The organism is Ancylobacter polymorphus (assembly GCF_022836935.1).
Lineage (GTDB): Bacteria > Pseudomonadota > Alphaproteobacteria > Rhizobiales > Xanthobacteraceae > Ancylobacter > Ancylobacter polymorphus_A.
Genome location: NZ_CP083239.1, coordinates 2,042,527 through 2,062,809 on the forward strand (window position 1 = coordinate 2,042,527; position 20,283 = coordinate 2,062,809).

The 20,283-nt window shown below is 69.0% G+C and carries 18 protein-coding genes; 8 read left to right on the forward strand and 10 right to left on the reverse strand.

The genetic code is table 11. The features are described 5' to 3' along the window. Positions 1-170: 170 nt before the first annotated feature. Both K9D25_RS09555 and K9D25_RS09560 read right to left on the reverse strand, forming a co-directional pair. Positions 171-1,190: a tetratricopeptide repeat protein gene (locus tag K9D25_RS09555; RefSeq protein WP_244450835.1), complete on the reverse strand. Its 1,020-nt coding sequence runs from the start codon at positions 1,188-1,190 to the stop codon at positions 171-173. Positions 1,191-1,216: 26 nt separating this feature from the next. Then, a complete protein-coding gene (locus tag K9D25_RS09560) occupies positions 1,217-1,867 on the reverse strand; it encodes a thiamine phosphate synthase (protein WP_244450609.1) in 651 nt (216 codons plus the stop codon). Between the two features lie 292 nt (positions 1,868-2,159). On the opposite strand from K9D25_RS09560, the gene K9D25_RS09565 reads away from it, so the two are divergent. Beyond that, positions 2,160-4,679, forward strand: coding sequence for a DUF5320 domain-containing protein (locus tag K9D25_RS09565; RefSeq protein ID WP_244450610.1), 2,520 nt, complete (start codon positions 2,160-2,162; stop codon positions 4,677-4,679). A gap of 161 nt (positions 4,680-4,840) precedes the next feature. Here K9D25_RS09565 and K9D25_RS09570 read toward each other — a convergent pair whose 3' ends face one another. From K9D25_RS09570 to tkt, 4 genes are all read right to left on the reverse strand, one after another. Continuing rightward, on the reverse strand, positions 4,841-5,863 hold the full coding sequence (locus tag K9D25_RS09570; RefSeq protein WP_244450611.1) for a class I fructose-bisphosphate aldolase: 1,023 nt from the start codon (positions 5,861-5,863) through the stop codon (positions 4,841-4,843). A 126-nt stretch (positions 5,864-5,989) separates the two neighbouring features. After that, the gene (locus K9D25_RS09575) at positions 5,990-7,189 is read right to left on the reverse strand and encodes a phosphoglycerate kinase (RefSeq protein WP_244450612.1); all 1,200 of its coding nucleotides are present in this window, start codon (positions 7,187-7,189) and stop codon (positions 5,990-5,992) included. Positions 7,190-7,268: 79 nt separating this feature from the next. Beyond that, positions 7,269-8,276, reverse strand: coding sequence for a type I glyceraldehyde-3-phosphate dehydrogenase (gene gap / locus K9D25_RS09580; protein ID WP_244450613.1), 1,008 nt, complete (start codon positions 8,274-8,276; stop codon positions 7,269-7,271). Between the two features lie 155 nt (positions 8,277-8,431). Then, entirely contained in the window at positions 8,432-10,423 is a 1,992-nt protein-coding gene (gene tkt, locus K9D25_RS09585) for a transketolase (protein ID WP_244450614.1), read from the reverse strand. A gap of 399 nt (positions 10,424-10,822) precedes the next feature. On the opposite strand from tkt, the gene K9D25_RS09590 reads away from it, so the two are divergent. The 6 genes from K9D25_RS09590 (at position 10,823) to K9D25_RS09615 (ending at position 15,181) form a co-directional block, all read left to right on the forward strand. After that, entirely contained in the window at positions 10,823-11,122 is a 300-nt protein-coding gene (locus tag K9D25_RS09590; protein WP_244450615.1) for a DUF4164 domain-containing protein, read from the forward strand. A 10-nt stretch (positions 11,123-11,132) separates the two neighbouring features. Further along, positions 11,133-11,516, forward strand: a complete 384-nt coding sequence (locus K9D25_RS09595; protein WP_244450616.1) for a cell division protein ZapA — start codon at positions 11,133-11,135, stop codon at positions 11,514-11,516. Positions 11,517-11,662: 146 nt separating this feature from the next. Beyond that, positions 11,663-12,451, forward strand: coding sequence for an inositol monophosphatase family protein (locus tag K9D25_RS09600; RefSeq protein WP_244450617.1), 789 nt, complete (start codon positions 11,663-11,665; stop codon positions 12,449-12,451). 138 nt (positions 12,452-12,589) lie between these two features. Continuing rightward, positions 12,590-13,657, forward strand: a complete 1,068-nt coding sequence (locus K9D25_RS09605; protein ID WP_244450618.1) for a flagellar motor protein MotA — start codon at positions 12,590-12,592, stop codon at positions 13,655-13,657. After that, positions 13,657-14,691, forward strand: coding sequence for a peptidoglycan -binding protein (locus K9D25_RS09610; protein WP_244450619.1), 1,035 nt, complete (start codon positions 13,657-13,659; stop codon positions 14,689-14,691). Before K9D25_RS09605 ends, K9D25_RS09610 begins: the two co-directional genes overlap by 1 nt. Positions 14,692-14,701: 10 nt before the next feature. Then, positions 14,702-15,181, forward strand: a complete 480-nt coding sequence (locus tag K9D25_RS09615; RefSeq protein WP_244450620.1) for a GNAT family N-acetyltransferase — start codon at positions 14,702-14,704, stop codon at positions 15,179-15,181. A 41-nt stretch (positions 15,182-15,222) separates the two neighbouring features. Here the strand turns inward: K9D25_RS09615 and K9D25_RS09620 are convergent, their stop codons facing one another. From K9D25_RS09620 to K9D25_RS09630, 3 genes are all read right to left on the reverse strand, one after another. Continuing rightward, the gene (locus tag K9D25_RS09620) at positions 15,223-16,578 is read right to left on the reverse strand and encodes a PQQ-dependent sugar dehydrogenase (protein ID WP_244450621.1); all 1,356 of its coding nucleotides are present in this window, start codon (positions 16,576-16,578) and stop codon (positions 15,223-15,225) included. Then, entirely contained in the window at positions 16,575-17,024 is a 450-nt protein-coding gene (locus K9D25_RS09625) for a DUF2231 domain-containing protein (RefSeq protein WP_244450622.1), read from the reverse strand. The genes K9D25_RS09620 and K9D25_RS09625 overlap by 4 nt, the downstream gene beginning before the upstream one ends. 184 nt (positions 17,025-17,208) lie before the next feature. Continuing rightward, on the reverse strand, positions 17,209-19,053 hold the full coding sequence (locus K9D25_RS09630) for an ABC transporter transmembrane domain-containing protein (protein ID WP_244450623.1): 1,845 nt from the start codon (positions 19,051-19,053) through the stop codon (positions 17,209-17,211). A 101-nt stretch (positions 19,054-19,154) separates the two neighbouring features. On the opposite strand from K9D25_RS09630, the gene rpmE reads away from it, so the two are divergent. Beyond that, positions 19,155-19,379 (forward strand): 50S ribosomal protein L31, encoded by a 225-nt coding sequence (gene rpmE / locus K9D25_RS09635; RefSeq protein ID WP_244450624.1) that lies wholly within the window; start codon positions 19,155-19,157, stop codon positions 19,377-19,379. 132 nt (positions 19,380-19,511) lie between these two features. Here the strand turns inward: rpmE and K9D25_RS09640 are convergent, their stop codons facing one another. Beyond that, entirely contained in the window at positions 19,512-20,084 is a 573-nt protein-coding gene (locus tag K9D25_RS09640) for a DUF1465 family protein (protein WP_279613804.1), read from the reverse strand. Positions 20,085-20,283: the final 199 nt, after the last annotated feature.

Genomic DNA, 20,283 nt, shown 5'->3' on the forward strand with positions numbered 1-20,283 from the left:
GGCCCGCGAGGGCACTGGACGAGCGATGAGCAAACGAAATCCCCAGAAGCTGTCTTCGACGCCGCGCCGCCGGCTCCAACGGCGAAGCGTCCCGATGAGTAACGGTGCCCGGCGGCATGAGCAAGGCGGGAACGTGCCGCCCGGCTTTGCCGGTCGGACGGGTGGTTACGCTAATAGGCCGGCGGTGGCGTCCAGGGCTTGATCCGCGCCTGCGCCTGCGCGCGCTGTTCGGGGGTGAGGCTCGCCACCAGCTTGTCGAGCATGGGGTCATCGAGTTTCTGCGCCTTGGCGACGAGGTGCCAGCCGGCGGCGGCGATCACATCCTTGGGAACACCGCGCCCGGCGGAGAGGATGCGCGCATAGCGGTTCTGGGCGATGGCGTTGCCCTGCAGTGCCGCCTTGCGGAAGAGTGCGGCGGCGCGCTCCTCGTCCTTCGGCACCCCGACGCCGTTGAAAACGGCGATGGCGAGCTCGGTGGTGGCGACATCATTGCCGATCTCGCTGGCGCGCTGCAGCAGGCGGGCGGATTCGATGGGGTCGCGCGCCACGCCATTGCCATCGCGGTAAAGCGTCGCCAGTGCATAGAGCGCGTCGGGCTGGTCGCGCTCGGCGCCGCGCTTGAACCATTCGGCGGCGATGGCCGGTTCCTTCGGCGCCACCTCGCCCTGGAGATAGACGAGCCCGAGATTATAGGCGGCGCGGGCGCTGCCATTCTCGGCGGCCTGGCGGAAGAACTCCACCGCCTGGTCCTTGGTGGTGACGGTGGGCGAGGCCATGAGCACGGCGCCGAGGGTGAAGAGGGCATCGGCATTGCCCTTGGCGGCGGCGGCTTCGTACCATTTGCGCGCGGCCGTGGGGTCCTGGCGCACGCCATAGCCCTGCGACAGCAACTCACCGGCCAGCACCATCGCCGCCGCGTCGCCCTGCGCATTGGCCCGGCTGACGGCGAGATCCAGCGCCGTGCGGTAGCGTCCGCGCTGATAGGCGGTGTAGGCGGGATCGCGGTCGGTGCCGAGCGGTGCTGCCGTGCTGGAGCTGCCGAGAGGCGAGCCAAGCGGGGTGGCGAGCGAATTGGATGCGGCGGGCTTCGGCGCTGCCGGCTTGGGTGCTGCGGGGGACTGCGCCAGCGCCGCGCCGGTGCCGCCCAGATGAGTGAGCAGCAGGCCAGCCATGACCGCCACGCCGCGCATCCCCGCGCTGCCGCACGCCCGCCGCATCAGGACGCCTCTGCGGGGAGGACGAGGCGCGCCGCCAGCGCCCGGGCCCCTGCGACGGGCGCCTCGAAGATCAGCGTGTCGACGGCGACGAAATCCGCCCCGCCGGCGACGAGCGCCTCGACTTCTTCCAGCGTGCGCGCATAGCCGACGCAGGGCGGCTCGAACAGCTGTGCCCACCATTCGGTGCGCTCCAGCGTCGCCTCGAAGGGCGGGCGGCGGCCTTCCGCGTCGGGCTCGCCGAACATCACATAATCCGCGCCACTCTCCGCCGCCGTCATGGCGTCGTGCTTGCTGCGCAGCCCGCCGGCGCCGACAATCCCGTCCGGCCGAAGCGCGGCGACAGCGGCCTTCAGCGCGGGGACCGCGTCGACATGCGCGCCATCGGCCCCCAGCGTGGCGACGAGGGCGGCCTCGCCATCGACAAGGCCGGCGGCGCCGATTGCCTGGCAGGCGTCCAGCAGCGGCTTCAGCGCGGCGACGCCAGAGGCGGGACGCAGCAGCACGGCGGCGATGTCGGCCTCTGCGGCCGCCTGGCGCAGCGCCTCAGCCTGCGCCGCGATGCCGGCGGCGTCGGCGGCCGGGGCAAGCACATAGAGGCGGGGCGCCGGGCGCGGCGGTTCGGAGGCGGGGCGGGTGGAGGAGCGAGCCATTGAAACAGTCTTGTGACGAGCCATTGGGGGAAGCCATCGGCGAGGATGGCGGCGAAAGCACGGCACGCGGCGCTTTCTGTAGCGCGGCGGGCCCTTTGCGGTCCAGTACGCCGCCCTGGTCGCGGCAAGGCGGCGCTTTCGCCTTAATGCGGTAACATTTTAACGGCGATCTCTTCGTCGTCGCTTTCGTGTTCGGGCGGCGTCTTATCGTTACGAATCAGCGGTGCTAATGCTCTACCGCAGCAAGCCGACCGGCCCGTCGCCGGATCGCCGCCGCCCGTTTGGGGGAAACATGCGCCTTCATTCCCAGTCTCTCGCCTTGATCGCCGCGGCGTTCGCGGCGAGCCTTTCGCCCGCCCTGGCGCAGCAGCCGGCGCCCCCGGCCGCCCAGGCCGGCGCCGCCGCGCCGTCGGCGCTGCCGGCCGCGCTGGCCTGGCCGCGCAGCTTCGACCTCGGCGACAAGCTGATGCAGGTCTATCAGCCGCTCATCGAGCAATGGAACGGCGACCAGATCTCCGGCCGTGCCGCCGTCGCCATCGGGCCCAAGCCCGACGCGAACGCCGCCAGCGCTGCGGGCTCTTCCGCCACGCCCGCCGCCGGCCCGACCTATGGCCTCGCCCGGTTCACCGCGCGGGTGGCGATCGACAAGCCGTCCAAGCTCGCGCAGATGAGCAATATCCGCATCACCTCGGTCGATGTGCCGACCGACGCCTCGCAGAACGCAGTACTGCTGAACGCGCTGCAGTCGCGCATCTCGCCGCACGGCCTGACCTTCGCCCTCGATCAGCTGATGACCAGCTATGCCGCGACCAAGCAGCTGGACAAGGAGATGACGCAGCCGGTGCAGAACACCCCGCCGCGCATCATCTTCGCCGACAAGCCGACCCTGCTCGTGCTCGTCGCGGGGCAGCCAGTGCCGCGCCCCGTCAACGGCGTGCCGGGCTTCCAGCGCATCGTCAACACCCAGCCGCTGATGCTGGTCGACAGCGCCGGGCTCTATCACCTGCAGGCCTCGGGCACCTGGTATCAGGCGCCATCGGTCGAAGGCCCGTGGACGGTGACCGCGCAGCCGGACCCCGCGCTGGAGGCCGCCGGCAGCACCGCCACCTATGAGGAGCCGGCGCAGACCATGCTGCCGGCGAATGGCCAGAAGCCGGCGACCCCGCCCGCCATCATCGTTTCCACCACGCCCACCGAACTCGTCATCACCGCCGGCGCGCCGCAGATGACGCCGGTGGGCGGCACGTCGCTGCTGCGCGTGGGCAATGCCGACCACGCGCTCATCCTCGATCCCGACAGCAACCAGTATTACGTGCTGATCTCCGGCCGCTGGTTCCGTGCCGCCGGCTTCAACGGGCCGTGGACCTTCGTGCCCGGCACCAGCCTGCCGGCCAGCTTCGCCAAGATTTCCACCACCGATCCGGCGGCGAACGCGCTGGTCTCCGTGCCCGGCACGCCGCAGGCCAAGGAGGCGGCGATCGCCGCCACCGTGCCGCAGACCGCCTCGATCAAGCGCGATACCCAGCTCACCGTCCAGTATGATGGCGGCCAGCCCAAGTTCCAGCCGATCAAGGGCACCATCCTTTCCTATGCCGAGAACACCCGCACGCCGGTGATCCAGCTCGACCCCGGCCGCTATTACGCGCTGTTCCAGGGCGCCTGGTTCGTGTCGGCGACGCCGAGCGGCCCCTGGGTGGTGGCGGATGTGGTGCCGGATGCGATCTACACCATCCCGGTGTCCTCGCCGCTGCATTATGTGACCTATGTCCGCGTCTACGCCTCGACGGCCGACGTGGTCACGGTGGGCTACACGCCCGGCTATATGGGCGTGGTGATCGAGCCCGGCGGCACGGTGGTCTATGGCACGGGCTACAACTGCGTCGGCTATATCGGCACGTACTGGTATGGCTGCCCGGCCACCTATGGCTATGACGCCGCCTTCGCCTGGACCACGGGCTTCGGCTTCGGCTACGACGCCGCCTTCGGCTGGGGCGCGATGTATCCCTGGTGGGGCCCCTATTGGCGGCCCGGCCCGTGGTACGGCCCCTGGGCCGGCGTCGATATCGCCCGCACCAACATCTACGGCGCCTGGGGCGGCGCGGCGACCTGGGATCACGCCTGGGGCGTCGGCCCCTACGGTACCGCCTGGGGCGCCAACGCCGTGCATGGCGTGACCGGCTGGGGTACCGACTTCGCCGGCCGCTCCGCTGCCGCCTTCAACCCCTGGACCGGCAACTACGCCGCCGGGCGCTCGGCCGCCTTCTTCAACCCCTATACGGGCGCCCATGGCGAGGCGCGCGCCGGCGTGGCGGGCAACGCCTATACCGGCAATGCCGTTGCCGGGCGTGAATCGGCGGGTTACAACCCGACGACCGGCATCGGCCATGCCTCGGAGACCGGCGTGGTCGACAATAACGGCCATGTCAGCGTCGACAGCCGCGGCGTCGCCGGCAACGCCAAGACCGGCAACGCGGTGGCGTGGAACAATGGCAATGTCTACACCGACCATGACGGCTCGATTCACCAGTACGATGCCAATAACGGCTGGCAGCGCCAGACCGGCAGCGGCTGGGCGAACGACACCGATGCCGCGCAGATGGACCGCCTGAACCAGCAGCGCCAGTACCAGTCCTATGGCGACCAGCGCGCCGACAGCTTCGCCCGCGCCGGCGGCTATGACGGTTTCGGCGGTGGCTATGGCGGCGGTGACCACTTTGGCGGTTTCGGCGGCGGTTTCGGCGGCGGCTATGGCGGTGGATTCCACGGCGGCTTCGGCGGCGGGTTTGGCGGGGGTTTCGGCGGCCGCCGCTGAGCGCGGACGTCCCTCGGCTTATGAAGGCGCCGCTCCGGGGCGGCGTTTTCTTTTTCGGGCCCCTGCCCGGTGGAGGCGCCGTCACCGCAAACTCGTCGCGCAAACGAAAACGCCGCCCCGAAGGGCGGCGTCTCAACCTCATGCCAAGCGAGGAGAAGGGCTCAGGCCGCCTTCTTCTCTTCGCTTTCCGGCGTCCACTGGCCGAGAGCGGCGAGATAGTTCATCCGGGCGCGGTGCGTGAACGCGGCCTGACCGGCGGCGACGTTCTCCGCCTTGCCCGACCACGCCTTCTGCGGCGCGGCCTGAAGCGCGCGGCCATAGGAGAAGGTGAGGTTCCACGGCAGCCCGCCCTGACGGATCATCGCGTCGAGATGGGCGGTGGCCTCTTCGTCCGACTGGCCGCCGGAGAGGAAGGCGACGCTCGGGATCGCCGAGGGCACGCAATTCTTGAGGCAGCGGATGGTCTTTTCCGCCACTTCCTCGACCGAGGCCTGCTTGGGCGACTTCTTGCCGGCGATGACCATGTTCGGCTTGAGCACCGTGCCTTCCAGCTTCACGCGGCCATAGAAGAGCTGCTGGAACACTTCCTTGAGCACCCACTCGGTCACGTCGTAGCAGCGGTCGATGTCGTGGTCGCCGTCCATCAGCACTTCCGGCTCGACAATCGGCACGATGCCGGCGGCCTGGGCGAGCGCGGCATAGCGCGCCAGCGCCTGCGCATTGGCGAGGATCGAGGTGTAGCTCGGAATGTGCTGGCCGATATCAATCACCGCGCGCCACTTCGCGAAGCGGGCGCCGAGGTCGTAATATTCCTTGAAACGGCCGGCGAGGCCGTCGAGGCCCTCGGTGATGGTCTCGCCCGGACAGCCCGGCTGAGGATGGGCGCCGAGATCGACCTTGATGCCGGGGATGGAGCCCGCATCCTCGATCAGCTTCACCAGCGGCGTGCCGTCCTTCGCCTTCTGGCGGATGGTCTCGTCGAACAGGATGACGCCCGAAATGTACTGGGTCATCGCCTCGGAGCGGAACAGCATCTCGCGGTAATCGCGCCGGTTCTCCTCCGTCGATTCCACGCCGATGGCGTCGAACCGCTTCTTGATGGTGCTGGCGCTTTCATCCGCCGCCAGCAGGCCCTTGCCGCCCGCTGCCAGCTTATACGCGACCTCTTCGAGGCTTGCAGTCATTGTCTCTCTCCCGCGCGAAACTGACCGGCCGGCACCGCCGCCGGAGCGAACGCGGGCCGGACCGGTCGGATATTAGCACCGGGCGGAGCGATTCCGAATGACGGGACCGCGCCGCCCGGGCGTCCTTCAACGTCTCAGGGCTTCGACGCCCGGCAGGGGCTTGCCCTCAAGCCATTCCAGGAAGGCGCCACCGGCCGTCGACACATAGGTGAAGCGGTCGGCCACCCCGGCATGGTTGAGCGCGGCCACCGTGTCGCCGCCGCCCGCCACGGACAGAAGTCCGCCGGCGTCGGTGAGTTCCGCCGCCGCGCGCGCCACCGCCACGGTCGCCGTGTCGAAGGGCGGCAGCTCGAAGGCGCCGAACGGGCCGTTCCAGACGATGGTCTTCGCGTCCTTCAGCCGGGCCACGACATTGGCGACCGAGGCCGGGCCGGCATCGAGCATCATCTCGTCTGCCCTGATATCGTCGACCGAGGCGACGCGGTGCGGCGCGTTGGCCTTGAACTCGGTGGCGGCGAGGGCGTCGACCGGCAGCACGATGTCGCAGCCGGCGGCCTTGGCCTTGTCGAGGATCTCCAGCGCCGTGCCGGTGAGGTCATGCTCGCACAGCGACTTGCCGACATCCTTGCCCTGGGCGGCGAGGAAGGTATTGGCCATGCCGCCGCCGATCACCAGAATGTCCACCTTGGCGACGAGATTGCCCAGCAGGTCGAGCTTGGAGGAGACCTTGGCGCCGCCGACCACGGCGAGCACCGGGCGCTCGGGCTTCTCCAGCGCCTTGGCCAGCGCCTCGATCTCTTCCTGCATACAGCGCCCGGCGAAGGCCGGCAGCTTGTGGGCGAGCCCTTCGGTGGAGGCGTGGGCACGGTGGGCCGTGGCGAAGGCGTCGTTGACATAGACATCGCCGAGGCAGGCCAGCGCCGCCACGAAGTCGGGGTCGTTCTTTTCTTCCCGCTTGTCAAAGCGGGTGTTCTCCAGCAGCAGCACGTCACCGTTCTGCAGCTTGGCGACCGCTTCCTCCGCCACCGGGCCGATGGTCGCAGGGGCGAAAGCGACGGGCTTGCCGAGCCGGCTCGCCACTTCCGCGGCGATGGGGGCCAGCGACAGCGCCGGGTCTTCGCCTTTGGGGCGGCCGAAATGGGCGAGCAGGATGACCTTGCCGCCCTTGTCGGAGATTTCACGGATGGTGGGCAGCACGGCCTGGATGCGGGTGTCGTCGGTCACCCGGCCATTGTCGACCGGCACGTTCAGATCGACGCGCACGAGAACGCGCTTACCGGCGACGTCGGCGTCGTCGAGGGTGCGAAAGGCGGAAGCCTCGCTCATGGTCTTCTCCCTGGGATTGTTGATCTTATCTGCGAAACGGCCGGACCTCCTTGGCGGGAGGCCCGGCCGGGCCGGCTGTTCAGATCAGCTTTCCGAGGGCGACCGCCGTGTCGGACATGCGGTTCGAGAAGCCCCATTCATTGTCGTACCAGGACAGAACCCGGACGAAATTGCCTTCCAGAACCTTGGTCTGGTCGAGATGGAAGATCGAGGAATGGGGGTCGTGGTTGAAGTCGGTCGAGACATTCGGCTGGTCGGTGGTGCCGAGAATGCCCTTGAGCGGGCCGGCGGCGGCCGCCTTGATCGCCTCGTTGATCTCCTCCTTCGTCACCTTCTTCTTGGCGACGAACTTGAAGTCGACCACCGAGACATTCGGGGTCGGGACGCGGATCGAGGTGCCGTCGAGACGGCCGGCGAGTTCCGGCAGCACCAGGCCGACGGCCTTGGCGGCGCCGGTCGTGGTCGGGATCATCGACAGCGCCGCAGCGCGGGCGCGGTAGAGATCCTTGTGCATGGTGTCCAGCGTCGGCTGGTCGCCGGTGTAGGAGTGGATCGTCGTCATGAAGCCGTGGTCGATGCCGACGGCGTCGTTCAGCACCTTGGCCACCGGCGCGAGGCAGTTGGTGGTGCAGGAGGCGTTGGAGACGACCAGGTGATCCTTGGTCAGCTTGTCGTGGTTGACGCCGTAAACGACCGTGAGGTCGGCGCCTTCCGCCGGGGCGGAAACCAGCACGCGCTTGGCGCCGGCCGCGAGATGGGCGGCGGCCTTGTCGCGGGCGGTGAAGATGCCGGTGCATTCGAGCGCGATGTCCACGCCAAGCGCGGTGTGCGGCAGCTCGGCCGGGTTGCGGACGGCGGTCACCTTGATCGGGCCGCGGCCGACATTGATCGTGTCGCCGTCGACCGTCACCGCGCCGTTGAAGCGGCCATGCACGCTGTCGAAGCGGAACAGATGCGCATTGGTCTCGACCGGGCCGAGATCATTGATGGCGACGACCTCGATATCGGTGCGGCCGGACTCGATGATGGCGCGCAACACGTTGCGGCCGATGCGTCCAAAGCCGTTGATGGCAACCTTGAGCGTCATGCGTTTAATCCCCAGGTAAGCTGTCTCATCACGATCCGCGCGTGGGCCTCATAGCGCGACGATGGCCACGACACCAGCCGCTCTTTTGACGCTGCTTGCTGGGCGCAGGGCTGGCGCATTGTGCATGCGCCAGCTGCATAGCTTTTCGGCCCGGCTCAGCGCTTGAGGCGGCTGAGGGCGGTCGCGACCACGGCTTCGACGGTGATGCCGAAATGGGCGAAGACCTGCGGGGCCGGGCCGGAGGCGCCGAAACCGTGCATGCCGACAAAGGCCGCGTCGGATCCGACGATCTCGTCCCAGCCCTGACGGATCAGGGCTTCGACGGCGATCTTCACCGGCGCCTTGCCCACCACCTGACGGCGGCTTTCCTCGGGCTGGTTCAGGAACAGCTCGAAACAGGGCACGGAGACGACGCGGGTCGGCACACCCTGCGCTTCCAGCTGCTCGCGCGCCTTCATCACCAGGGACACTTCCGAGCCGGAGGCGAAGAGGGTGACCTCCGCCTCGTCGGACGCGCTCGCCAGCTCATAGGCGCCGCGCGCGGTGAGGCAGCGCTCGGTGTCGTCGGTGCGCAGCAGCGGCAGGTTCTGGCGGGTCAGCGCCAGCACGCTCGGGCCGGTCTTGTGCTCCAGCGCCAGCTTCCAGGCTTCCGCGGTCTCGACCGTGTCGCAGGGGCGGAAGACGAGGAGGTTGGGAATCGCGCGCAGCGCGGCGATCTGCTCCACCGGCTGGTGGGTCGGGCCGTCCTCGCCCACGCCGATCGAATCATGCGTGAACACATAGACGACGCGCACGCCCATCAGCGCCGCGAGGCGGATGGAGGGGCGGCAATAGTCGGAGAAGACGAGGAAGGTGCCGCCATAGGGGATGAAGCCGCCATGCAGGGCGATGCCGTTCATCGCCGCCGCCATGCCGTGCTCGCGGATGCCCCAGTTCACATAGCGGCCGTCATATTTCGGCGGCTCGACATAGACCGAGGTGGCCTTGGTCTTGGTGTTGTTGGAGTGGGTGAGGTCGGCCGAGCCGCCCACCATTTCCGGCAGGGCGGCGGTGAGCGCTTCCAGCACGATTTCCGACGATTTGCGGGTGGCCACCGCGCCGCCATCGGCACGGGCCTTGGCGATCACGGCGGCAATGGTCTCGCCAAGCTTGGAGGGCAGGTCGCCGCGCACGCGGCGCTCGAACTCGCCGCGCAGCGCCGGGTCGGCGTCGTTGAAGCGCTGGCTCCAGCTCTTGTGTGCCTGGCGCGAGCGCAGGCCGGCGAGGCGCCACGCATCGAGCACGTCGCTGGGAATGACGAAGGGCTCGTATTCCCAGTTGAGAAAGGCGCGGGCGGCGGCGATCTCAGCGGCGCCGAGCGGGGCGCCGTGCACGGCATTGGTGCCGCCCTTGCTGGGCGCGCCATAGCCGATGGTGGTGCGGCAGGCGATCAGGGTCGGCTTGTCGCTGGTCTTGGCGGCCTCCAGCGCGGCGAGGATGGCGTCCGGGTCATGGCCGTCGATGCGGGTGGTCGCCCAGCCCGAGGCCGCGAAGCGCTCCAGCTGGTCGGTCGCCACCGACAGCGCGGTCGAGCCGTCGATGGTGATGTGGTTGTCGTCCCACAGCACGGTGAGCTTGTTCAGCTTCTGGCGGCCGGCGATCTCGATCGCCTCCTCCGAGATGCCTTCCATGAGGCAGCCATCGCCGGCGATGACATAGGTGTGGTGGTCGACGAGGTCGCCGCCGAACTGCGCGGCCATCATGCGCTCGGCGAGCGCGAAGCCGACCGAATTGGCGAGGCCCTGGCCGAGCGGGCCGGTCGTGGTCTCGACGCCGACGGTGTGGCCATATTCCGGATGGCCGGGCGTGCGGGAGCCGAGCTGGCGGAAATTCTTGATGTCGTCGAGCGTCATGCCCTCATAGCCCGTGAGGTAGAGCAGGGCGTAGAGCAGCATCGAGCCGTGGCCGGCGGAGAGGATGAAGCGGTCGCGGTCCGGCCAGCGCGGGTCGGTCGGATCGAATTTCAGCACCTTGCCGAACAGGACGGTGGCGACATCCGCCATCCCCATGGGCATGCCGGGATGGCCGGAATTGGCGGCTTCGACGGCATCCATGGCCAGGGCCCGAATGGCATTGGCCATGCGGTCGTGCTTCTCGCGGTTCGACATGAGGACGGATCTCTCCGAGGCAGATGGGTTGCTGTGTCAGGACGCGACGTTTCGGTGCCGCAGGCCGGGCGGCGTGCTCCCGGGCGGGCCAGCTCAGCGTGCGGGCGGGGCTGGCGAGTGATAGCACCACCGGGCGCGGTGTCAAAGACAGCCCTGTGACAGCCCCCGGCACAACGTCCCTGGCCGGCATCGCAGGGGGGAGGGGCCCCGGCCGCTGCCCGCTGAAACCAGTCGGTTGCGAGGGCTACCGGCGGCGAAGTTGACGCTGCCTCGCGCCGCAGGCTCAATATTGCCGGATTCGTTCCGCGATGAATGCGTGACGCATGGGTGGAACGGAGCGTCACATGGGCCGTTTCGCCCCCGCTTCCCGCCCGCGACGGGCGAAACAAGGGAGATGTCATGAACGCGCCTGAGGCGGGCGAGACGACGGGCGTCGTGGATGCCGCCCTGCGGCGCTTCGACAGCGCGGTCGAGGCCCTCGAAAGCGCCATCGAGCGCCGGCTGGAGGTGGAGCGGCAGGAAGCCGCGCTCGCCCAGCAGCTACATGTGCTTGGTGCCGACCGTTCCCGCCTCGCCGATGCGCTTGACGGGGCGCAGGCTCGGGCGGAACGGCTCGACAGCGCCAATGAAGAGGTCGCGCGCCGGCTGGGCAGCGCCATGGAAACCATTCGCGCGGTGCTCGCCGCGCAGGAGCGCTGAGGGACCGGCAATGGCCTATGTGACCATCAGCATTGGCGGGCGCGCCTACCGCATGGCCTGCGACGACGGCCAGGAGGATCATCTCAGTGGCCTCGGCGAGGAAGTGGACGCCCGCATCGAGCAGCTGCGCGTCGCCTTTGGCGAGATCGGCGACCAGCGCCTCAGCATCATGGCCGCCATCACCCTCGCGGACGAACTGAGCGAGGCGCGCCGGCGCATTCAGGCGCTGGAGAAGGAGGCGAGCGCCGAGCGCGCCGCCCGCAGCGCCGCGACGCGGCGCCTCGACGAGACGGAGGCCCGTGTGGCGCGCGGTATCACCGGCGCCGCCGAGCGGCTGGAGCGGCTGACCCGCGAACTCGGCACCAGCCCATCGGGCGGCGTCGGCATGGGCTGAACGCCCGGCGGGAGAACGCTCCCGCCCGTGCTTCTCCGGCCGTGCGCATCCGCCCGAGAACCGGGCGGGCTTGACGCGGCCGGCCGCACAGCGCACAGGACAGCACCGTTCCGCGGCTTCTGACTGCGCTTCATCTGGAATTCGACATGATCCGTACTCCCCTGATGACCGTCATGGTCCAGGCCGTCCGCAAGGCCGGCCGCTCCCTGATCCGCGATTTCGGGGAGGTGGAAAACCTGCAGGTGTCGCTCAAGGGGCCGGCGAATTTCGTCTCCAACGCCGACCGCAAGGCCGAGCGCATCCTGCACGACGAACTCTCCAAGGCGCGGCCGAATTTCGGCTTCATCATGGAGGAAAGCGGCGAGATCGACGGGGCCGACGAGAGCCATCGCTGGATCATCGACCCGCTCGACGGCACTACCAATTTCCTGCACGGCATTCCGCTGTTCTGCGTCTCGCTGGGCCTGGCGCGCGACGGCGTGCCGGTGGCGGGCGTGATCTACAACCCGGTCACCGACGAGCTTTTCGTCGCCGAGAAGGGCGCCGGCGCGTTCATGAACGACCGCCGCATCCGCGTCGCCGCCCGGCGCAACCTCGCCGATGCCGTGGTCTGTTGCGGCCTGCCGCATATGGGCCGGGGCGACTTCGCCCAGTTCGGGCGCGAATACGGCGCCATCGCCCCCAAGGTCGCCGGCCTGCGCCGCACCGGCTCGGCCGCGCTCGACCTCGCCTGGGTCGCCGCCGGGCGCTTCGACGCTTTCTGGGAACGCGGGCTCAGCCCGTGGGACATGGCGGCCGGCATCGTGCTGGTGCGCGAGGCGGGCGGCTATGTCTCCGACCTCGACGGCGGCGACAAGATGCTGGCCAAGGGCGACATCATCGTCGGCAATGACACGGTGCGTCGCGACCTGCTGGCGCTCGTCAACAAGGCGTAGAGAAAGCCGTAACGGTAGAGAAATAAGGGTTTTTCTTGAGGTCTCTGCCGCGTTCCTTTTCCCTGCGTCTGTGGCATAGTCCGGCCCGAGGGGCGGTCTTTCGGGCCATCGCCGTCCTTCACAGGGACGGCCGACGGCATGAGCGCTACCGATTCATTTCATAAATTGTCATCGCCCCGCATCTTTCTGGTGCGGATGTTCGTATTCATCCTGCTGTGCGTGGCGCTGGCCTCCATTCTGCACGAGCCGATCTGGCGCGCCTTCCTCAACAATCCCGGCCTGAACGGCGTCATTTTCGGCGTTCTGTTCATCGGCATCATCTTCGCCTTCCGCCAGGTGCTGCGCCTGCTGCCGGAAGTGGAATGGGTGAACAGCTTCCGCATCGCCGATCCCGGCCTTGAAGTGCGGCAGGCGCCGGTGCTTCTGGCGCCGATGGCGGCGCTGCTCGGCGACCGCGTTGGGCGCATGTCGATCTCGCAGGCGACGATGCGCGGCATTCTCGAATCCATCGGCACCCGCCTCGACGAGGCGCGCGACCTGCTGCGCTATCTCACCGGCCTGCTTGTCTTTCTCGGCCTGCTCGGCACCTTCTGGGGCCTGCTCGAAACCGTCAGCTCGATCGCCCGTGTGATCGGCGCGCTGGATGTGGGGCCGGAATCCGGCTCCGTGCTCGACACGTTGAAGACCGGCCTTGCCGCGCCGCTCGGCGGCATGGGCATCGCCTTTTCATCCTCGTTGTTCGGCCTTGCCGGCTCGCTGGTGCTCGGCTTCCTCGACCTGCAGGCCGGGCAGGCGCAGAACCGCTTCTACATCGACCTGGAAGACTGGCTGTCCACCACGGTGGAGGATCTCGGCACGGAGGCGGCGCGCGCCCGTGGCCCGGTGCCGGCGCCGATCTCTGCCACGCCGATCGGGCCGCTGCCGCTGCCGCCCCCGCCTGCGCCCGCCTTTGCCCAGGCGCCGGATTTCAGCGACCTCTCCGCCGCCATTGCCCGGCTTGAGCGGACCATGACCGAGGCCGGCTCGCAGCGCGTCACCTCCGCCATGGCGCATCTCGCCGAGAGCCTGCAGGGCCTTGTGCAGCACATGCGCAGCGAGCAGCAGATGGTGCGCGACTGGGTGGAGGCGCAGGCCGAGCAGCAGCGCGACATCAAGCGCCTGCTGGAGCGGATCGCCGAGTCCAAGTCGGACCGCGAGAGCGTCTGATGGCCCTGGGTCGTTCCCGCCGTGGCGAGCGCCACATCGACTACTGGCCCGGCTTCGTCGACGCGCTGTCGACGCTGCTGCTGGTGTTCGTGTTTCTGCTCTCCGTCTTTGTGCTCGCGCAGTTCGTCCTCACCCAGGAGATCGGCTCCAAGGACGACGCCATGGCGCGGCTGCAGGCGCAGATCCGCGAATTGACCGAACTGCTGGCGCTGGAGCGGGCGAACGACGCCGAGGCCGAAAGCCAGGTGGGCGCGCTGCGCGCCAGCCTGCTGCGGCTGGAACAGGAACGCGATGTGCTGCGCGACGCCGCTGCGGCGGTCGCCAGCCCTGAGGAGGTCGCGTCCGCCCAGAGCCGCAGCGCCGAACTCGCCCGTCAGCTTGGCGAGGAGAAGGACGCGGCGGCGTCGGCGGCGGCGCAGATCGCCATTCTCAATCAGCAGATCGCCGCGCTGCGCCGGCAGATCGCGGCGCTGGAAGAGGCGCTGAACATTTCCGAGCAGAAGGACAAGGAAAGCCAGTCCCGCCTTGCCGATCTCGGCCGGCGGCTGAATGTCGCGCTGGCGCAGCGGGTGCAGGAACTGACCCGTTACCGCTCCGAGTTCTTCGGCCGGCTGCGCGCCATTCTCGGCGATCGGCCGGATGTGCGCGTGGTGCGCGACCGTTTCGTCTTCCAGTCGGAGATCTTCTTCGACCCCGCCGCCGCGCAGCTGCGCCCCGACGCGTTGCCCGCGCTGGACAAGCTGGCGAGCGCGCTGATCGAACTGGAAAAGCAGATACCGGACGACCTTCCCTGGGTGCTGCGCGTCGACGGCCATACCGATAATCGGCCTATCGCCACGCCGCTCTACCCCTCGAACTGGGAGCTTTCGGCGGCGCGCGCCATCGCGGTGGTGCAGTATCTGGCGCAGCGCGGCGTCTCACCGCAGCACCTCGTCGCCGCTGGCTTTGGCGAGTACCAGCCCCTCGATGCCGGCAGCGATGACGAGGCGCGCGCGCGCAACCGCCGCATCGAACTCAAGCTCACAGAGCGATGAGCCCTTTGCGATGAGCGAGACGCGCGCGCCCCTGCTGATCGGCTTCGACTGGAGCCATATGCCCGAGATGACGCATCTGTGGGTGGAAGCCTGGCAGGAGGCGCTGCCGGAAATCGATTTCGAGGCCCGGCGCGGCTGGCTCTGCCACCGCATCGGCACCCTGATCGACGAAGGGGCGGAAATTGACCTCGCCCAGGCGGAAGGGGAGGGCGGCGCGCCGGGGGCGCTGCTTGGCTTCGTGTCGGTCAATCCCCGCACCGGCTATGTCGACCAGCTGGTGGTGCATCCCAACCATTGGGGCGCGGGGGTGGCCAGCCGGCTGATCGCCGCCGCCGCCGCCCGCTCGCCGCGCCATCTCGTGCTCGACGTGAACGAGCAGAACGAGCGGGCGGTGCGCTTCTATGAAAAGGCGGGGTTCGTCGTGACCGGCCACGGGGTCAACCCCACCTCCGGCCGCCCGACGCTGCGGATGGAGCGCCGGGGCGGCTGAGGCCCGCCATCGCTGGCCGGCGGACCTGACGCAGGCCCGCATCAGCGCGCGGCGTTCACCGCTGGTGTGGCGGTGACGCGCCAGACGGTATTTCCGGCATCGTCGGCAATCAGCAGGGCGCCCGTCGCGTCCACCGCCACACCGACCGGCCGGCCGCGGGCCTGACCTTGCTCATTGAGGAAGCCGGTGACGAAGTCTTCCGCCGGCCCGCTCGGGCGGCCCTCGGCGAAGGGAACGAAGATCACCTTGTAGCCGCTGAATTCATCCCGGTTCCAGCTGCCGTGTAGGCCGATGAAGGCGCCGCCCTGATAGCGCGGGGCGAAGGCGGTGGCGGTGTAGAAATCGAGCCCCAGAGCCGCGACATGCGAGCCGAGCGCATAGTCGGGCACGATGGCGCGCTCGACCAGATCCGGCCGTTCCGGCTTCACCCGCGGATCGACATGCTTGCCGTAATAGCTGTAGGGCCAGCCATAGAAGCCGCCGTCCTGGACCGAGGTGAGATAGTCCGGCACCAGATTGGGGCCGAGCTCGTCCCGCTCATTGACCACGGTCCATAGCGCCCCCGTCGTCGGGTTGAAGGTCAGGCCGTTGGGATTGCGCAGGCCGCTGGCAAACAGCCGCTGGCGGCCGGTGGCGCGGTCCACCTCGTGGATGGCGGCGCGGTTCTTCTCGGCCTCCATTCCGCGCTCGGCGGCATTGCTGTTCGAGCCGACGCCGACATAGAGCAGGTTGCCGTCCGGGCTGGCGACGAGGCTCTTGGTCCAATGGTGGTTGATCGGCCCGCCGGGCAGGGGCGCCAGCAACTCGCCGGGGGCGGTGATCTGCGTGTCGCCCTCATTATAGGGATAGCGCATGATGGCATCGGCGTGGGCGACATAGAGATCGCTGCCGACGAGGGCGACGCCGAACGGCGAATGCAAATTTTCGAGGAACACGGTGCGCTGCTCGGGCGTGCCGTCGCCATTGGTGTCGCGCAGCAGGGTGATGCGGTTGGTCTCGCCGCCGCCGCCTCCACCGCCGCCGACCATTTTCTCCACGACGCCGCGCACCAGCCCCTTGGGGTGACGGATGGGCTTGCCGGACGGTGCCTGGGCTTCTACGACGAGAATGTCGCCATTGGGCAGGACATAGAGCTCGCGCGGATGTGCGAGGCCGGTGGCCAGCGCCTTGATCGCGTAGCCCTGAGGCACGCTCGGCGTTTCGCCGTCCTTCCAACCGACGATCTCGGAGATCTTCATGGTGGGGAAGAGGCCGAGCTGCGGTTCGGGCAGCACCGGATTGGGCCCTGTCTGCTGCTCCACGGTGATGCCGTCCTGTGCCGGCGCGGGCAGGGTGAAGGAGAGGAGGCCCAAGGCGGCCGCGACGCAGGGGGCGAGCGAGGTCTTCCAACCGTTCATCGGATCGAACCTCCAATGCGGGGACGGGCGACAAGGCCGTAAGCCGCGACAGCGGCGGCAAGGAAGGCGAGCACGGTGAGGGCCGAAAGCGCGAGGCCCCACGGCACCACGGAGGACCAGCCGTCGCGGCTGTGCACCAGCATGTTGAAGGTCGCCAGAACCATGGCGGCGAGATAGGCGAGCACATAGGCCGCCATGCCCGCGCTGGCGCGCAGCACGGGGCGGATCAGCAGCTCGATCAGACCGGCTATGGCCACCAGCCAAGCCAGAATCGCCCCGGCGCTGACCAGCCAGGCCGAGAAATCCGCCCACATGGTGTTGACGGTGGCCCAATAGGCCAGATCGGTCAGCAGCCCGGCGGTGAGGCAGGTCGCTGGGATGAGCATAAGGAAGGGGTGGAGCGGCGGCGCGACGATGCGCGTCGTCGATGCCTCTAAAACGGCCATGTTCGGTCTCCCGTGCCGAGGACGGTGCGCCGTGGCGGTGGGCGGTGCCAATGCGGCACGCCGAATGCCGCCCTGCCACGGGCTGCGTGTCCGAGGTCAATGCGGGAGCCGCAGGATGGTTCAGATCGGCGACCGGAAACCCACTGGCGGGGGTCGAAGGCGGTGAGCCCCGGACCCCGCTGCCTCAGCCGCCGGCTGTCGCCTCGCCGAATTGCAGTGCCGCAAGGCGCGCATAGAGCCCGCCGCGCCCGACGAGGCTGGCATGGGTGCCTTCCTCGACGATGCGCCCGCCGTCCATGACGAGAATGCGGTCGGCGGAGAGCACGGTCGCCAGCCGGTGGGCGATGACGATTGTGGTGCGACCCTGCATCGAAAGGTCCAGCGCCTGCTGCACCAGCGTCTCGCTTTCGGCGTCCAGCGCCGAGGTGGCCTCATCCAGCAGCAGGATCGGCGCCTGTCGCAATATGGCGCGGGCGATGGCAAGGCGCTGGCGCTGGCCGCCGGACAGCGTGACGCCGCGCTCGCCCACCGGGGTTTCCCAGCCCTCGGGAAGGCGGGCGACGAACTCGTCGGCGCGGGCCAGCCGGCCGGCTTCCTCCACCTCCGCATCGGTGGCGCCGGGGCGGCCGAGGCGGATGTTCTCGCGGATCGAGGTGGCGAAGATGGCGACATCCTGCGGCACCAGCGCGATGCGCGCGCGCACCGCCTCCGGGTCGGCTTCGGCAATGTCGACGCCATCGACCAGCACCCGGCCGGCGACGGGATCGTAGAAGCGCAGCAGCAGCTGGAACAGCGTGCTCTTGCCCGCCCCGGAGGGGCCGACCACCGCCACCCGCTCGCCCGGCGTCACCGCGAATCTCACGCCCGAGAGCGCCGGCAGGTCCGGCCTTGCGGGATAGGCGAAAGCGACATTCTCGAAGGCGACGGCGCCGCGCGCCGGTTCGGGCAGGGCAATGGGGGCGGCGGGGGGCGCCACTTTCGGCTTTTCCGCCAGCAATTCGGCGATGCGCTCGGTCGCGCCGGCCGCCTGCGAAATCTCGCCCCACACTTCGCCCAGCTGGCCGAGCCCGCTCGCCGCCAGCACGGCGTAGAGCACGAACTGGCCAAGCGTGCCGGCGCTCATCTCGCCAGCGAGGACGGCATTGGCGCCGGCCCACAAGATGCCGACCACGCTGGCGAAGACGAGGAAGATGCCGATGCCGGTGAGAAAGGCGCGTGCCCGCACGGCGTTACGGGCGGCGCCGAAGGCGTGCTCGACCTCGCCGCTGAACAGGCGCGCGGCGGCGCCCTCGGCCGTGTTGGCCTGAAGGCTGCGCACCGAGCCGATGGCTTCGGCGGCATAGGCCGAGGCTTCCGCCAGCGTGTCCTGCGCCCCGCGCGAGCGCTTGCGCACGCCGCGACCGGCGCCGATCAGCAGCGCGACGATGACCGGAATCGCCACCAGCAGCGTCGCCGCCAGCCAGGGGCTGGTGATGACCATCATGATCGTGGCGCCGATGAACAGCAGGATGTTGCGCAGCGCGATGGAGGCCGAGGCGCCGACGGTCGACTTGATCTGCGTGGTGTCGGCGGTGAGGCGCGAAATCAATTCGCCCGATTTGGCGCTGTCATAGAACGCGCCGTCGAGGGTGAGCAGATGGGCAAAGACCTGCGAGCGCAGATCCGCGACGATCCGCTCGCCGAGCGTCATGACGAGATAATAGCGCGCCGCCGAGGCCAGCGAGAGCACCGCCACCACGCCGATCATGACTGCGAAATAGCGGTCGATGAAACCGGCATGGCTTTCGTCGAAGCCGAAATCGATCATTCGCCGCACCGCGATCGGCACCACCAGCGTCGCGATGGCGGCGACCAGCAGGGCGGTGAGCGCCGCAAGAGCCCGGCCGCGATAGCGCATGAGATGCGGCCACAGCGCCATCAGCGGCTTCAGGCGCGGGCGGCGCGTGGCCGGCTTTTCCGGCAGGGTCGGCGCGGAGGCTTCGGTGGACGCGGCATTTGAAGGCTTGGAGGCGGCTTGTGTCACAGGCATGTCTCGGTTATAGAGCCGCTCGGATTTCCGGCAGGATCGTTTTGTAGATCGCCGCATGGCTCCCGCGAGGGGCCGGCCTGCGGCGGCTGAGGATGCTACCCATGAAGAGCGACATCCATCCCGACTACCACTTCGTCAAGGTGGTGATGACGGACGGCACCGAGTACACGACCCGGACGACTTGGGGCAAGGAGGGCGATGTCCTCCAGCTCGATATCGACCCGACCTCGCACCCGGCCTGGACCGGCGGCTCCGGCCAGCTGCTCGACCGCGCCGGTCGCGTGTCCAAGTTCCAGAAGAAGTTCGCGGGCTTCCTCAAGGCCTGATCGGCCGGGAAGTGGCGTCCTTTCGGACGCCGCGCGACGCAACGACATCAACCCTCGCGCCGGGTACGGCCTGGCGCGAGGGTTTTCGTTTGCCCTGGTTTTGACCGCGCCGTCCGCGCGCCGCACGTGCTGTCAGCGGCGCTCGAAGGCGCGGCGCAGCCGGCCGATCTGCCCAGCCACGACATTCGGTCGCAGGGCGGCCACATCCGCCGCCGATGGCGCGGCGAGGGCAGCGTCGAGCTGCGCGATCTGCCGCTGAAGCTCGAAGCTGCGGGCGATGAGCCCGGTCAGCGGCTCCGGCAGCAGCGCTTCCGCGTCCACGTCCCGCAGGGGGCCTTCTATGTCGATCTTGGCGGCTTCGCGGCGGGCGGTCGCCTCCGCCATCTCACCTTCCGCCACGGCGCGGCGCAGCAGCAGCCAGGAAGCGAGCTGCATCAGCCGCGTGGACAGCCGCATGCTCTGCTGCACATAGGCGGCAAGGCGCCCGCGCGAGCGTGCGGCGCTGGCCGCGCGGCCCTCACCATCGAGATAGGCGGCGGTTTCCTCGACCAGCGCCATGCCTTCCTGAAACAGCGCGAAGAAGGCGGGGGAGGCGAGGCGCCGCTCGGCAAAACGGATCATCTCCGCCGACGCCACCGTGCCCGGCGCGGCCCGGCCCGCCTCCGGGGTGCCGTCCCTGTCCGAATCTTCGCGGAAGCTGCCCATCGCGGCGAAACCCTCAACGACGCCCGGCGGCGTCTGACACCGCTGTCTGTCGCGCAGCCGTGCGGCGCTGTCCAGCCGGGGAGGGCGGAATCGCGTTCGGCCTGATGGCGGCTTGGGATAGCGGGGATGAAAAAAGAGCCGCCCAGGGGGCGGCTCGTAAAGTGGTAGACAGGGATGCGTCAAACAGAGTGGACAGAGG